The organism is Agromyces sp. NPDC055658 (genome assembly GCF_053618155.1).
Map to the genome: position 1 here is coordinate 1 of NZ_JBSHHD010000009.1, position 12,915 is coordinate 12,915.

The window sequence follows — 12,915 nt, forward strand, 5'->3', positions numbered from 1 at the left end:
GCCCGAACCCGGGGCCGGCCGCCGCCGCCGTCGTCAGCCGTCCCGGCGTCGGGCGGCCCGTCGGCCCGCTCAGTGCTGCTCGTCGCGCTCGGCGAGGTAGGCCGCGTTGCCGCGGAGGGAGGCCTCGTAGCGCAGGAGCTCATCGGTGCGCACGCGGTCGGCGACGAGCTCGAGCATGATCGCGAAGGCGGCGTCGTGCCGGCCGGCCGCGTGCAGGCTCGTCGCGTGCCACACCTTCAGCGAGTCGGACTCGGGGAACGCGTCGCGTGCCCGCTCGAGCACTGCGAGTGACTCGTCGAGCCGGCCGAGGTTTCGCAGCGTGCTGCCGTACTGCAGCAGGCAGCGGCGCAGCGCGTCGCCGTCGAGCCCGGCGGCCATCGCCTGCTCGTAGTAGCCGGCCGCGGTCTGCTCTTCGCCGGCCGTGTCGTAGGCGCCGCCCACCTCGTAGAGCACCTCGGGTTCATCGGGATGCTCGACGAGGACGGCGAGGAACGCGTCGATCGTGGGCTGCATGTGGGCCCGGTCGCGCGCCGCGAAGATCTCGGCGAGGCGGGCGTGGAGTTCGGGCGGCGTCGGCTGCGGCATCCGCCCAGTGTGCCGCACCCTTCGCTCGCGCGCGCTCAGGCGACTCGAGCGCGGGTGGGTGCGCCCGGCCCGCTTTGGGGAGGCGAGTCGCCGGAAGATGCTGCTTGCAGCGCGTTCGGGCGCACTTCCTGGCGACTCGCGTGTCTGGGCGTGGCGTCGGATCGGTCGAGTTCAGCGCGAGCGTGCGGCGAGTGCACGCGCGACCCGCGCGACCGTATCGGCCGGGTCGCGGAACAGCCCGTGCGATCGGACGCGCACCACGAGCCATCCCGCCTCGTGCAGTCGGTCGAACCGAGCGATGTCGTGCTCGTACTGCTGGGTGCTGGTGCGATGCTGGTCGCCGTCGTACTCGATGGCGATACGCAGTTCGGGGTACGCGAGGTCCACACGGGCGATGAAGCGACCGTCGACGGCCGTGACGACATGGTTCACGACCGGTTCGGGCAGTCCGGAACGTGCGAGCAGGAGTCGCACCAGTGTCTCGGGCCGCGACTCGGCGCCGACTCTCACGAGCGGTGCGGCTTCGGTCGCGAGGCGGCTCCCGCGCCCGCGGAACTCTCGCGCGGCTTCGACCAGTTCGTCGAGCGACAGGAACGGGCGCAGATCGAGTGGATCGAGGACGGCCGGGTCGAGCACGAGGTGATCGCCGGCGGCGACGAGGTCGTCGAGTGCGAGGACCCCGGCGAGCTGCAGCCAGGTCGAGGCCGCGTCGGTCACGGGAAGGCCACCGCGGACGACGATCGTCGCGCGGTCGGGCCCGAGCTCGTGGCCGATCACGCCGCGCGTACGCGGGGGTCGCCGCGGAGCGAACGTGGAGACGTGCAGCGGCGCGGTCGGGTCGAACCGCGTCGGCAGCGGGACGCCCCAGAGCCGGGCGGCCGTGTCGTGGCTGAAGAACTGCCCTGGCCTCAGCCGGGGCAGGTAGGTGCGGCAGCGAGCCACCGTATCGGATGCCTCGGCGACCGTCCGGACTCCGTGGAAGGGCCGCAGAAGGTCGGGCCCGCGAAGGCGTCCGGTGCCGAGCCCCGAGCGAACGCCTTCCGCCGTCGTGAACGCGCGACGACCCAGCTCGTCGGGGAGCGGCACGCGAGGCATTCCGACACTCTGACGCACCTGGACCACGGACGTCGCCCGTCATCCACAGGGCGAGTCACCGCCTCCGGTCTCAGGGGTCGAGTCGCCGAGAAGTGCCCTTCGCGACTCGCTCAGCCGCATCTTCCGGCGACTCGTCGCACCGGGCGAGCGGGAACCCGGAGCGGCGCGCGCTCGTGCGCCCTGAGGCCGGACGACTCGCCGAAAAGTGCGGTTCGATGCACGCTGAGCAGCACCTTTTGGCGACTCGGCGAGGAGGGAGACGAGGCACGCCGCGCGGAGGCGAGGCGAGGCGAGGCGAGGCGGCGCGGGGCCTACGCCTCGACGAGCGCCCGCTTGACGACGCTCGTGAAGAAGCCGAGCCCGTCGACGCCCGAGCGCATCGCCGCAGCGGTGTCGGGGCCGAAGCCCGGCTCGACGGCGTGCTCGGGGTGCGGCATCAGGCCGACGACGTTGCCGCGCGCGTTCGTGATGCCCGCGATGTCGCGCAGCGACCCGTTCGGGTTCACGTCGACGTAGCGGAAGGCCACGCGGCCCTCGCCCTCGAGCCGGTCGAGCGTCTCGTCGGACGCGATGAAGCCGCCCTCGCCGTTCTTCAGCGGGATGGTGATCTGCTGGCCGGCGTCGAACTCGGCGGTCCACGCGGTCGACGCGTTCTCGACGGTGAGCACCTGGTCGCGGCAGATGAACGAGCCGTGGTCGTTGCGGATGAGCCCGCCCTCGAGCAGGCCCGCCTCGGTCAGCATCTGGAAGCCGTTGCAGATGCCGAGCACGGGCATGCCCGCGTTCGCCGCGGCGACGACCTCGGTCATGATCGGCGAGAGCGAGGCGATCGCGCCGCAGCGCAGGTAGTCGCCGTAGCTGAATCCGCCGGGCAGGATGAGCGCGTCGACGCCCTCGAGGTCGTGCGAGCCGTGCCAGAGCGCGACGGGCTCGCCGCCCGCGAGTCGCACCGCGCGCTGCGCGTCGCGGTCGTCGAGCGAGCCGGGGAAGGTGATGACGCCGATACGCATGCGAACCCCGCCGCTCAGTGGGTCTCGCCCGCGGGGGCGCCGAAGCCGTCGCCCGCGACCGCACCGGCCTCGGCCGCCTCTTCGGCGAGCTCGGCGTTGGTGACCTCGTAGTGGATGCCCACGACGTCCTCGATGACCTGGTTGGAGAGGATCTCCTCCGCGATCTGCTGCACGTTCGCGCGCAGCGCGTCGTCGACCGGACCGTCGACGGTGAGTTCGAAGCGCTTGCCGATGCGCACGCCGCTGAACCCGGTGTGACCGGTGCGGGCGAGGGCGCCGGCGACGGCCTTCCCCTGAGGATCGAGCAGTTCGGCCTTGGGCATCACGTCGACGACGATGGTGGGCACCGCGGTTCTCCGTCCGGTGTCGAGGGTGTGGATGCCTCGATTCTAACCTGCGGTCGACCGCCTCCCGTGGTCGGGCTGTCCGCACCCCTCAGGGCGGGGCAGGCCCCGATGCGGCGGCTGCGGCGGGCGACGAGAATCCATCGCATGAATCCCGTCGCGCAGGTGCTCGCCGCCCTCGAGGCGCTGACGCTCGTCACCGTCGGCGTGCTCGAGTCGTTCTTCTTTCGCAGCCCAGAGCTGTACCCGATCTTCCTCATCGACCCCGACGAGTACGACGCCGTGGCGCTGTGGACCCGCAACGTGGGCGTCTACAACATGCTCATGGGCGCGGCGATCGTCGCGGCGCTCGTGCTCGTGCACCGGGCGAACGAGGTGGCGGGCCGCGCGATCATCCTGACGATCTGCGCGATGCACGTCGTGCTCGGCGTCTCGCTCGTGATCTCGGCCCCCGAGCTGTGGCTCTCGGCCGTGTTCGAGTTCGGGCTCGCGCTCGCGGTCGTCCTCGCGATCGTGATCGGCGACCGACGCCGAGCGCCCGCGCCCGCCGCCGCGATGTGACGGCGGGGCGCGCCTCGCGCTCCCCGACCGAGTCGATCGGGGATGCCTCGGCCGGAGGCAGCCGGACGAGGCATCCGTCGTTCGGTGCTCAGCGCCGCGTGAGCGCCTTGACGACCAGGCAGACGCCGACGACCACGGCCGCTCCGAGCGCGATGACCGCTGCGGGGTGCTCGCGGTACCGTGCCTTGACGTACGCGACGCCGTCGTCGAGCACCTCCCGCGCCTCGCCGGCGACGACGCTCGCCTGGGTGCCGATCGTCTCGACGGCTTCGGTCGCGCTGCGGCGCACGTCGCTCATCACGTCGCCGACGGCGTCGGCGACGTTCTCGACGCGGTCGCCCAGGTCGTCGAGTCGGTCGCCCGCTTCGTCGACCAGGTCTTCGGTCACCTCGCCTGCGCGGTCGGCGGCGCGTTCGGCCGCGTGACGGGCGGCGGCGACGGTCTCGTCGAGGTCTCTCTCGGTGCCGGACATGGGGGGCTCCCTTCACGAGATGATCGGCAATCGTACGCTCGCGAACCCCGAGCGGCCCGATTCGGGCGAGGGGGTTGCCGTGGTGGCCGCACCTTGGTAACGCGGAGGCGGGAGGGCCGCCGGTCGGTTGCGCATCGATTGTTCCGGACGTATTATTCCGTACGGAATAGTTGTGAGCGGATGCCTCGGAGGGGACCGGAATGACCACGCTCTCGCCGCTCGGCGTCACGGTGCTGGCGCTGCTCGCCGAACGCGACATGCACGCCTACGAGATGTACCAGCTCATGCTCGAACGATCCGAGGACAAGGTCGTCAAGGTCTCGCCCGGATCGCTCTACCGGGCCGTCGAGCGCTTCGCCGCCGACGGCCTGATCGCCGAGGTTGCGGTCGAGCGCCAGGGCAACCGCCCCGAGCGCACGGTCTACGCGATCACCGACGAGGGGCGCGAGCGGCTGCGTGCCACGATCGCCGAGATGCTCGGCCGCCACGTCAACGAGTACCCCGAGTTCCCCGTCGCGATCGGCGAGGCGCACCACCTGCCCGCGGCCGAGGTCGCCGAGCTGCTCGGCGTCAGGCTCGCGTCGATCCGCGAGCTGCTCGGGTTCATCGACGCCTCGCTCGCGAGGATCGAAGCCCGCGGGCTGCCGACCGCGTACATCCTCAACGTGCACTACACCCGAACGCTCCTCGTCGCCGAGGCGACGTGGCTCGAACAGACCATCGGCGATCTCGAGTCGGGCGAGCTCGCCTGGCCCGAGGCCGCCGGATCGAGTGGCGCGAAGCGCGTCTCGAGATCATCCGCCCATTGACCGGGGGCGACCGCCCCACCGACCGGAAGGTTCCACGCATGGAACGCACCCTCAAGCCCTGGCCAGCGCTGTGGGCGCTCGTCATCGGGTTCTTCATGATCCTCGTCGACTCGACGATCGTGTCGATCGCGAACCCGGCGATCCTCGAGGACCTCGACACCGACCTCACTGCCGTCATCTGGGTGACGAGCGCCTACCTGCTCGCGTACGCGGTGCCGCTGCTCATCACCGGGCGACTTGGCGACCGCTTCGGGCCGAAGCGCGTCTACATGATCGGCCTCGTCGTGTTCACGTTCGCCTCGCTGTGGTGCGGACTGTCGGGCGACATCACGACGCTCATCGTCGCCCGCGCGGTGCAGGGCCTCGGCGCGGCACTCATGACCCCGCAGACGATGGCCGTGATCACCCGCATCTTCCCGCCCGACCAGCGCGGCAAGGCCATGGGCCTCTGGGGTGCCGTCGCGGGCGTCGCGACGCTCGTCGGGCCGATCCTCGGCGGCGTGCTCGTCGACTCCCTCGGCTGGGAGTGGATCTTCTTCGTCAACGTGCCCGTCGGCATCGTCGCGTTCATCGCGGCCTGGCGGCTCGTGCCGAACCTCGAGACGCATTCGCACCGCTTCGACTGGCTCGGCGTCGTGCTGAGCGCCGTCGGCATGTTCCTCGTCGTCTTCGGCATCCAGGAGGGCGAGACGTACGACTGGGGCACGATCACCGGGCCGATCACGGTGTGGGGCGTCATCATCACGGGCGTCGTGGTGCTCGCCGGGTTCGTCGTCTGGCAGGCGTTCAACCGGGCCGAGCCGCTGCTGCCGCTCGGGCTCTTCCGCGACCGCAACTTCTCGCTCTCGAACGTCGCGATCACCTTCGTGGGCCTCGCGATCGTGTCGATGCCGCTGCCCCTCGCGTTCTACTACCAGGTGGCGCGCGGGCTGACCCCGACGCAGGCGGCGCTCATGCTCATCCCGATGGCGGTCGTCACGGGTGCGATGGCGCCGGTCGTCGGCAGGCTCGTCGACCGTGTCGACCCCAAGTGGATCGCCGTCGCCGGCTTCGCGATCACCGCGGCCGCGCTCGCGTGGACGGCGACGCTGCTCGAGCCCGACACCGAGCTCTGGGTGCTGCTCATCCCCTCGGGGCTGCTCGGCCTCGGGCTCTCGGGCGTCTGGGCACCGCTCGCCTCGTCGGCGACGCGCAACCTGCCGCAGTCGCAGGCCGGCGCCGGATCGGGCGTCTACAACATGACCCGTCAGGTCGGCTCGGTGCTCGGCTCGGCCGCGATCGCGGCCCTCATGAACGCGCGACTGACGGCCGAGCTGCCCGGGTTCGACACGAACGCGGCCGAGCAGGCCGGCGGTGGGGCGGGCGGCATGCCGCCGCAGGTCCTCGACGGCTTCACCGCGGCGATGTCGCAGTCGATGCTCCTGCCGATCCTCGGTTTCGCAGCCGGCGCGATCGTCGTGCTCTTCTTCGCGAAGCCGAAGGTCACGGTCGCGTGGGGGGCGAGCGGCAGCGCCCCGGCCGGGGCGACCGCCGGGCCCGTCGACGCGGATGCCTCGCCGGAGGCCGCTCGCACCGAGTGAGCGTTCGCTCATCGTGAAGGAGAGCAGGCACGGCGCGCGCGGTCACGCAGTAGCGTTGTGCCGCGGCGTGGATGCGCGCTCTCGGCGAAGCGGTGGAGGTGGCGGTGGGATCCGGACGGCGTCGTCGTGAAGGGGGCGCCGACCGTGCATCGCGATCGTGGCGCTGGACGCTGCGCCGCGCAGCACTCGCGCAGCATCGCGCACTGGTGGCGCTGCAGATCATCTCCGTTGCCTGCCTGATCGCCTTCGCGGTCTCGCGGACCCGGCTTCCCGACACGTTCACGGTCTTCGCCGCCGGCAAGCGGGGTGCCGGGATGTTCCCCGTGCCGACCGACTTCGCCCTGGCGGTTTCGGCGACCGCGTGCGCGATCACCGTCGCGGTCGCGGCGACGATGCTCACCTGGCTTCTTCGCTCGCGGCAGCAGCTGGTGCCGCGCGAAGCCGTCAGCTGGGCTGCCGTCCTCGAAATCCTCGGCTCGTGCATGACCATCGGGCTCACGGCGTCCGCGCTGAGCGGATGGCCGTTCGCCGCGGCCACGGTGCTCGTGACCGGAGCGGCGCTCTACATGCTGCTCGAGACGGCGCGCAGGCGTGCCGACGACCGGTGGCTGCTCGATGCGGGGCTCGACGAGATCGCCGCCGCTCGGCGGCAGGCCGGCCTCGCTCCGTGCGCGGCCGAGGCAGCCGACCGGCGCGCTACGCCAGCCCCGCCCGCTCGGTGAGCACCTCGCGGAGCACCTCGCGCGTGAGGTCGAGCCCGCGGTGCACCTCCTCGAAGCTCGTCGACAGCGGCGAGAGGCCGATGCGCAGGCCGCCCGGGTCGCGGTAGTCGGGAATGACGTCGCGCTGCCACAGCCGCGCCGTGACCTCGCGCATCGCATCGTGGTGCAGCGTGACGTGGCCGCCGCGCTCCTCGGCGTCGGCGGGGGAGGCGAGCGTCACGCCGAGCGGCGCGAGCCACTCGTCGGCGAGGGCGATCGCGAACTCGGTGAGCGCGATCGACTTCGCGCGCAGCGCAGGCATCCCCGCCTCTTCGATCATCGCGAGGGTCTCCTCCATGGCGAGCATTCCCACGATCGGGGCGGTGCCGCTCGTGAAGCGTCGGATGTCGGGCACGGGCTCGTACGACGGCCCCATCATGAACATGTCGGTGTTGCCCCACCAGCCCTGGATCGGCTGCTCGAGCACGCCCTGCAGGTCGTCGCGCACGTAGGCGAACGCGGGCGAGCCGGGCCCCCCGTTGAGGTACTTGTACGTGCACCCGACGGCGAGGTCGAAGCCCCACGCATCGGCCTTCACGGGCACCGATCCGGCCGAGTGGCAGAGGTCCCAGAGGATGAGCGCACCCGCGTCGTGCGCGATGCGGGTGAGTTCGGGGGCGTCGGCGAGATAGGCCGAGCGGTACGCGACGTGCGACACGACGACGAGCGCCGTCTCAGGCCCGACGGCCTCGGCGAGCTGCTCGGGGGTGACGCCCGACGACGTGTCGACGTCGATCCAGCGCAGTCGCATGCCACGCTCGCGGGCGATGCCGTCGACGATGTAGCGGTCGGTCGGGAAGTTGTCGGTGTCGATCACGATCTCGCGCCGGTGGGGGTCGCGAGCGAGCTGCGCGTCGACGGCGGCGCGCGCGAGCTTGTAGAGCAGCACCGTCGTCGAGTCGCCGATGACGGTCTGGCCGGCCTTCGCTTCGATGACGGCGCGGCCGATGCGGTCGCCGATCTCGGTCGGCAGCTGCAGCCACGCCTCGTCCCATCCGCGGATGAGGCGTCCGCCCCAGTCCTCGCGGAGGAACCGCTCGACCCGCTCGACCGCCGACACGGGCGGACGGCCGAGCGAGTTGCCGTCGAAGTAGACGAGGTCCGTGTCGGCTCCGACGAACCGCTTGCGGTAGTGGGCGAGCCCGTCGGCGCGGTCCATGCGGCGGGCGAAGGCGAGGTTCGGGTCGAGGGTCACAACAACTCCAGGTCGTCGGCGGGCACGACGCGCGCGGTCGCGAGCCGGTCGGGCAGGGGGGTGGGGGAGGTGCCGGGCACGGCCGGATCGGCGCCCGCGACGAACGTCGCGATGCCGCCGAGGCCCCAGTCGCCGCGTTCGGCGCGCGGCCAGGGGTCGGCGAGCGCCTGCACGAGATCGGATGCCTCGAGCCCGGCCCGCTCGAGCAGTGCGAGCTCGACGGCGTTCACCCCCACGGGCAGCTCGCCGTTGCCGAGATCGGTGCCGTAGAGCACTCGGCCTCCGGCCGCATGGAAGCGGGCCAGGTTGTCGATCGCGCAGTCGAGTTCGGGGGAGTCGCCGAAGTCGCGCGCGTGGATGGCGAGCGTCGAGATCCACGCCTGCCGGGCGGCGGCGCGCGCGATGAGCTCGTCGTCGAGCCGCTCGGTCCACGGCGTGTGCACGAGGGCGTCGACGCCCGCCTCGATCGCGAGGCTCGCAGTTCCGGCGCCCTCGGCGTGCACGGCGACCGGCAGGCTCCGCGCGTGCGCGGCGGTCACGACCGCTTCGAGCGTGGCTCGGTCGAACACCGGGCCCGCATCGGCGTTGAGCACGACCTTGACCACGGATGCCCCGAACGCGCGCTGCTCGTCGACGGCGGCCTCGATCGAGTCGGGCAGTGCCGTGTGGTCGCGGCGGTCGCCGTCGCCGCCCTCGACCGCGGCGAGCTCTCGCACGCTGCCCTCGGGCCGCCACGGCCGATCGGAGGGGTACCCGCCGACGGCGGTCAGGAAGGCGCCGGCGAACGCCACGGCCGGCAGCCCGTCGCGCGCGGCGCGCGCTGCGACGACCGAGGGACTCGCGCCGAGGTCCACGACAGCCGCGATACCGAGGGCGACGATCGGGTCGGGGTCGACGAGCTCGACGTGCACGTGGTGGTCGATGAACGGCGGCAGCACGACGCCGACCTCTCCCGCGTGCGCCCCGTTGAGCGAGCGCCGGGCGGCCCGCCCGAGCGGTTCGTGCACGTCGCCCATCATCAGCCCGGGATCTCGGTTCGCACCGCGTAGAGCTCGGGGAAGAACGTGAGCTCGAGCGCGCGCTTGAGGAACGGGGCGCCGCTCGAACCGCCCGTGCCGGTCTTCGAGCCGATGATGCGCTCGACGGTCTTGAGGTGACGGAACCGCCAGAGCTGGAAGTTGTCCTCAAGGTCGACGAGCTCCTCGCAGGTCTCGTAGGCCGACCAGTGCTCGTCGGTGTCGCCGTAGATCTGCGCGAACACGGGGACGAGCTCGGGGGTGAAGGTCCAGGCGAGGGTCACGTCGCGCTCGAGCACCTCGGTCGGGATCGCGTAGCCGGCCCGGGCGAGCAGGCGGAGGAACTCGTCGTACAGGCTCGGCGACTCGAGCGCATGGCGTAGCAGGGCGGTGGCCGAGGCATCCGACTCGAAGATCTGCAGCATCTTCGCGTTCTTGTTGCCGAGCACGAACTCGACCGCGCGGTACTGGTACGACTGGAACCCGCTCGCGTTGCCGAGCACGCCGCGGAACTGCGCGTACTCGGTCGGGGTGAGCGTCGCGAGCACCGACCACTGCTCGGTGAGGGTCTTCTGGATGTGCTTGACGCGGGCGATGCACTTGAGCGCCCGGCCGAGCTCGTCGGCGCGCAGCAGGTCGCGCGCGGTCTCGAGCTCGTGCAGCACGAGCTTCAGCCACAGCTCTGTGGTCTGGTGCTGGATGATGAACAGCAGCTCGTCGTGGTGCTCGGGACGCGAGATCGGGCGCTGCGCGCTGAGCAGCGTCGGCAGGTCGAGGTAGCCGCCGTAGCTCATGCGGTCGCTGAAGTCGGTGACGACCGTCGCCTCGATGGTTCGGGTGTTCGCCGCGACGCCGTCGCTCACGCCTTCGCCCGCGCTGGCTGACTCAGTACTCACCCGTCAAGCCTAAGCGCGACGGTCGGTCGAGTAGTGCTGAGCCGCCACCAGGTCGGTCGAGTAGCGACGAAGGAGCGTATCGAGTCCACCGCTCCGACCCCGAACCGACGCGACGGGCGCTCGCCGTAATCTCCCGGCTCGCCCGCCGCGCGGTCGTCCTCCACTCCCCCGTGAAGGTCGGTCGTCTCGTTCTTCGGGTAAACGGAGACGGCTCTCCGAATCATACGTGAAGAACCGCGTACAGTGAAGCGATGACCTCCTCGGCTTCGTCGCGCCGGGACGCACGGCGCAATCACGAACGTCTGCTCGCCGAAGCACGGCGGCTCTTCGCCGAGCGGGGCATCGACGCGCCGCTCGACGAGCTCGCGACGCGCGCGGGAGTCGGGGCGGGCACCGTCTACCGACACTTCCCCAATCGCGACGCACTCGTCCGCGAGCTCTACGACAACGCCGTCGCGGAGCTGCACGACCTCGCCCCCGAGATCCTCGGTGCCGAGACCGGCTGGCGATCGGTCGAGCTCTATGTCGAGCGCCTCGGCGCCTGGGTCGCGGACTCGCCGTTCCTGCCCGCCGTCATGCGACGGGTCGCCGAGCTCGACCCGTCGCATCGCCCGGGCATCGAGTTCGAGCCGCTCGTCAACGGCATGATCGAGCGCGCCCAGGCCGAGGGCGCCCTGCGCGCCGACGTCACGGCCGTCGACCTCAGCATCCTCGTCGACATGCTCGGCTCGCTCGGCCAGTACGGCGGCGAGTACCTGCCGTTCTGGCGGCGTCAGCTCACGATCATCCTCGACGGGCTGCGGGCGCGACCGGGCACGACCCCGATGCCCGTGCCGGGCCAGGCGTTCGACGCCTTCCACGACATGTCCCACGCGAAGGGCCCGAAGCCGCGTCCGTCGGTCGAGTAGCGCCCGGCCGGCCCACCGTCGGTCGAGGAGCGCCCGAAGGAGGGCGCGTATCGAGACCACGCCCCGAGCGGCCTGAACCCGACCCCGAGCGACCTCGGCCTCGTCGGCCTCAGCCCGCGAGCCCGACCCCGTCACCCACGCGGATCACCGCGGGCGCCACCACGTCGGCGTACACCGCGAGCGACATCTCGCGCTCCTTCGTGAGCGGCTTCAGCAGTCGCCCCTCCGCCGTCGTGCCGTCCTGCGCGACATCCACGGTTCGGCACCGCTCGATGCGTTCGACGACCCGCAGCCGGGCGTCGCCGACGGTGATCTCCCGCCCGAGCCAGCCCTCCTCGACGAACGGCTCGTCGGTCTCCACGACGAGGTTGACGCGCAGCCGTCGCGGGTCGGAGTCGATGCCGAAGCGCTCGGCGCACCACGCGAGCGAGGCGGTGCCGACGATCGAGATCTGCCCGCCGTCCTGCATGGGGATGTCGCGCTCGGGCAGCGCTCGGACGCTCGCGCCCATGCGCTCGGACAGGTCGGCGTCGAGCTCCTCCTCGCCGACGAGCCACAGGCCGTGGTCGCCCCGCTGCACCTGCACCGAGCCGTCCGCCGTCGTCGAAGCCGCGTACTCGAAGACCGCGTCGCGCCGGCGGAAGCGTCGCGTGTTCTTGCCCGACGCGAACTTGCCGTCGACGTCGACGACGGCGAAACCGCGATCGCCGACGAGTCCGCGCGCGTCGAGCACCACCTGGGTGAGGGCCTCGCCGCCCATCGCCTTGACGGGGTATCGGCGGATCGATCGGAGCGGGTAGGTCATCGGGTCAGCCTATCCGCGGGACCCGATCATCCCGCCGCGCGCACCTCGACGAGGTTGGCCCACGGGTCGTCGAACGCGAGCGTCCGGCCGTCGTCGCGCGTGCCGACCCGGTAGTGGGCCATGCGCTCGCCGAGTTCGCCGAGGTCGTCGGAGGTGGGCACGACGATCTCGACCTTGCCGAGGCCGAGGGCGAGCCCGCGGCGGCCGGCGCCGCGACTGTTCCACGTGTTCATCGCCATGTGGTGGTGGTACCCGCCGGCCGACACGAAGAGCGCCTGGTCGCCCATCTCGGCGGTCGTCTCGAAGCCCAGCCGGTCGACGTAGAACTCGCGTGCGCTCGCGACGTCGCCGACCGAGAGGTGCACGTGGCCGACGACGGCGTCGCCCAGCCGGTCGCCCGAGGCGACGGCGGCCGTGCCGGTCTCGCCGAGGTGGTCGCGCAGGTAGCCGTTCGGGTCGAGGTAGATGGTCGCCATCTCGACGGTGCCGTGCACCCAGCTCCAGGTCGAGCGGTCGCGGTCGAAGTACAGCTCGACGCCGTTGCCCTCGGGGTCTGTGAAGTAGAAGGCCTCGCTCACGAGGTGGTCGGCGCTGCCGGTGAAGGTGCCGGGGTAGCGGGTCGCGACCGAGGCGATCGCCGTCGCGAGCGCTTCACGCGCGTCGAAGAGGATCGCGGTGTGGAAGAGCCCGGCGTCGCGCGGCGACGCGTGCTTCAGCTCGGGCGCGTGCTGCAGGATCACGATCGGCGTCGCGCCGCGGCCGAGCACGGCGACGGGGCCGTCGTGGCTGAGCAGCTCGAGGGTGACGCCGTCGCGGTAGTAGCGGATCATGCCGTCGAGGTCGGCGACGCGCAGCGTCACCGCACCCATGCCGGTGTC

15 protein-coding genes are annotated in these 12,915 nt (G+C 71.7%); 5 read left to right on the forward strand and 10 right to left on the reverse strand.

Features of this window, described 5'->3' with window-relative positions; genetic code table 11:
* Positions 1 to 69: 69 nt before the first annotated feature.
* The 4 genes from ACWGPE_RS06045 to purS all read right to left on the reverse strand — a co-directional run bounded on the left by ACWGPE_RS06045 (position 70) and on the right by purS (position 3,037).
* Positions 70 to 585 (reverse strand): tetratricopeptide repeat protein, encoded by a 516-nt coding sequence (locus tag ACWGPE_RS06045; protein WP_275505211.1) that lies wholly within the window; start codon positions 583 to 585, stop codon positions 70 to 72.
* A 171-nt stretch (positions 586 to 756) separates the two neighbouring features.
* On the reverse strand, positions 757 to 1,680 hold the full coding sequence (locus ACWGPE_RS06050) for an endonuclease domain-containing protein (protein ID WP_452048342.1): 924 nt from the start codon (positions 1,678 to 1,680) through the stop codon (positions 757 to 759).
* 311 nt (positions 1,681 to 1,991) lie between these two features.
* Entirely contained in the window at positions 1,992 to 2,690 is a 699-nt protein-coding gene (purQ, locus tag ACWGPE_RS06055) for a phosphoribosylformylglycinamidine synthase subunit PurQ (RefSeq protein WP_452048343.1), read from the reverse strand.
* Positions 2,691 to 2,704: 14 nt separating this feature from the next.
* Entirely contained in the window at positions 2,705 to 3,037 is a 333-nt protein-coding gene (gene purS, locus ACWGPE_RS06060) for a phosphoribosylformylglycinamidine synthase subunit PurS (RefSeq protein ID WP_231429687.1), read from the reverse strand.
* A gap of 144 nt (positions 3,038 to 3,181) precedes the next feature.
* Between purS and ACWGPE_RS06065 the strand changes: the two genes are divergently transcribed.
* A complete protein-coding gene (locus ACWGPE_RS06065; protein ID WP_231429688.1) occupies positions 3,182 to 3,595 on the forward strand; it encodes a DUF1304 family protein in 414 nt (137 codons plus the stop codon).
* An 88-nt stretch (positions 3,596 to 3,683) separates the two neighbouring features.
* On the opposite strand, the gene ACWGPE_RS06070 is transcribed toward ACWGPE_RS06065, so the two are convergent.
* Positions 3,684 to 4,067 carry a hypothetical protein gene (locus tag ACWGPE_RS06070; RefSeq protein ID WP_452048344.1) on the reverse strand — a complete coding sequence of 128 codons (384 nt, stop codon included), beginning with the start codon at positions 4,065 to 4,067 and terminating at the stop codon, positions 3,684 to 3,686.
* Between the two features lie 200 nt (positions 4,068 to 4,267).
* Between ACWGPE_RS06070 and ACWGPE_RS06075 the strand changes: the two genes are divergently transcribed.
* The 3 genes from ACWGPE_RS06075 to ACWGPE_RS06085 all read left to right on the forward strand — a co-directional run bounded on the left by ACWGPE_RS06075 (position 4,268) and on the right by ACWGPE_RS06085 (position 7,178).
* Entirely contained in the window at positions 4,268 to 4,876 is a 609-nt protein-coding gene (locus tag ACWGPE_RS06075; RefSeq protein ID WP_275505213.1) for a PadR family transcriptional regulator, read from the forward strand.
* A gap of 38 nt (positions 4,877 to 4,914) precedes the next feature.
* The gene (locus ACWGPE_RS06080; protein WP_275505214.1) at positions 4,915 to 6,456 is read left to right on the forward strand and encodes a DHA2 family efflux MFS transporter permease subunit; all 1,542 of its coding nucleotides are present in this window, start codon (positions 4,915 to 4,917) and stop codon (positions 6,454 to 6,456) included.
* Between the two features lie 206 nt (positions 6,457 to 6,662).
* A complete protein-coding gene (locus ACWGPE_RS06085) occupies positions 6,663 to 7,178 on the forward strand; it encodes a hypothetical protein (protein ID WP_452048345.1) in 516 nt (171 codons plus the stop codon).
* Here the strand turns inward: ACWGPE_RS06085 and ACWGPE_RS06090 are convergent.
* The 3 genes from ACWGPE_RS06090 to kynA are packed head-to-tail and all read right to left on the reverse strand — an operon-like array spanning position 7,153 to position 10,324.
* On the reverse strand, positions 7,153 to 8,376 hold the full coding sequence (locus ACWGPE_RS06090) for a kynureninase (RefSeq protein WP_275505565.1): 1,224 nt from the start codon (positions 8,374 to 8,376) through the stop codon (positions 7,153 to 7,155). The genes ACWGPE_RS06085 and ACWGPE_RS06090 overlap by 26 nt on opposite strands.
* 32 nt (positions 8,377 to 8,408) lie before the next feature.
* Entirely contained in the window at positions 8,409 to 9,419 is a 1,011-nt protein-coding gene (locus tag ACWGPE_RS06095; protein ID WP_452048346.1) for an amidohydrolase family protein, read from the reverse strand.
* A gap of 11 nt (positions 9,420 to 9,430) precedes the next feature.
* Entirely contained in the window at positions 9,431 to 10,324 is an 894-nt protein-coding gene (gene kynA, locus ACWGPE_RS06100) for a tryptophan 2,3-dioxygenase (RefSeq protein ID WP_452048347.1), read from the reverse strand.
* Between the two features lie 251 nt (positions 10,325 to 10,575).
* On the opposite strand from kynA, the gene ACWGPE_RS06105 reads away from it, so the two are divergent.
* Entirely contained in the window at positions 10,576 to 11,232 is a 657-nt protein-coding gene (locus ACWGPE_RS06105) for a TetR/AcrR family transcriptional regulator (RefSeq protein WP_231429694.1), read from the forward strand.
* Between the two features lie 109 nt (positions 11,233 to 11,341).
* Here the strand turns inward: ACWGPE_RS06105 and ACWGPE_RS06110 are convergent, their stop codons facing one another.
* The gene (locus ACWGPE_RS06110) at positions 11,342 to 12,037 is read right to left on the reverse strand and encodes an MOSC domain-containing protein (protein ID WP_452048348.1); all 696 of its coding nucleotides are present in this window, start codon (positions 12,035 to 12,037) and stop codon (positions 11,342 to 11,344) included.
* 26 nt (positions 12,038 to 12,063) lie between these two features.
* Positions 12,064 to 12,906, reverse strand: a complete 843-nt coding sequence (locus ACWGPE_RS06115; RefSeq protein ID WP_376930756.1) for a VOC family protein — start codon at positions 12,904 to 12,906, stop codon at positions 12,064 to 12,066.
* Between the last annotated feature and the right edge of the window lie 9 nt (positions 12,907 to 12,915).

What these genes read in the sequence shown, in the direction of transcription:
- ACWGPE_RS06090 (WP_275505565.1), bottom strand. Translation starts at nt 8,376, where the DNA reads ATGGACCGCGCCGACGGGCTCGCCCACTACCGCAAGCGGTTCGTCGGA.
- ACWGPE_RS06115 (WP_376930756.1), bottom strand. Translation starts at nt 12,906, where the DNA reads ATGGGTGCGGTGACGCTGCGCGTCGCCGACCTCGACGGCATGATCCGC.
- ACWGPE_RS06070 (WP_452048344.1), bottom strand. Translation starts at nt 4,067, where the DNA reads ATGTCCGGCACCGAGAGAGACCTCGACGAGACCGTCGCCGCCGCCCGT.
- ACWGPE_RS06080 (WP_275505214.1), top strand. Translation starts at nt 4,915, where the DNA reads ATGGAACGCACCCTCAAGCCCTGGCCAGCGCTGTGGGCGCTCGTCATC.
- ACWGPE_RS06050 (WP_452048342.1), bottom strand. Translation starts at nt 1,680, where the DNA reads ATGCCTCGCGTGCCGCTCCCCGACGAGCTGGGTCGTCGCGCGTTCACG.
- ACWGPE_RS06110 (WP_452048348.1), bottom strand. Translation starts at nt 12,037, where the DNA reads ATGACCTACCCGCTCCGATCGATCCGCCGATACCCCGTCAAGGCGATG.
- purQ (WP_452048343.1), bottom strand. Translation starts at nt 2,690, where the DNA reads ATGCGTATCGGCGTCATCACCTTCCCCGGCTCGCTCGACGACCGCGAC.
- ACWGPE_RS06075 (WP_275505213.1), top strand. Translation starts at nt 4,268, where the DNA reads ATGACCACGCTCTCGCCGCTCGGCGTCACGGTGCTGGCGCTGCTCGCC.
- ACWGPE_RS06045 (WP_275505211.1), bottom strand. Translation starts at nt 585, where the DNA reads ATGCCGCAGCCGACGCCGCCCGAACTCCACGCCCGCCTCGCCGAGATC.
- ACWGPE_RS06105 (WP_231429694.1), top strand. Translation starts at nt 10,576, where the DNA reads ATGACCTCCTCGGCTTCGTCGCGCCGGGACGCACGGCGCAATCACGAA.
- ACWGPE_RS06065 (WP_231429688.1), top strand. Translation starts at nt 3,182, where the DNA reads ATGAATCCCGTCGCGCAGGTGCTCGCCGCCCTCGAGGCGCTGACGCTC.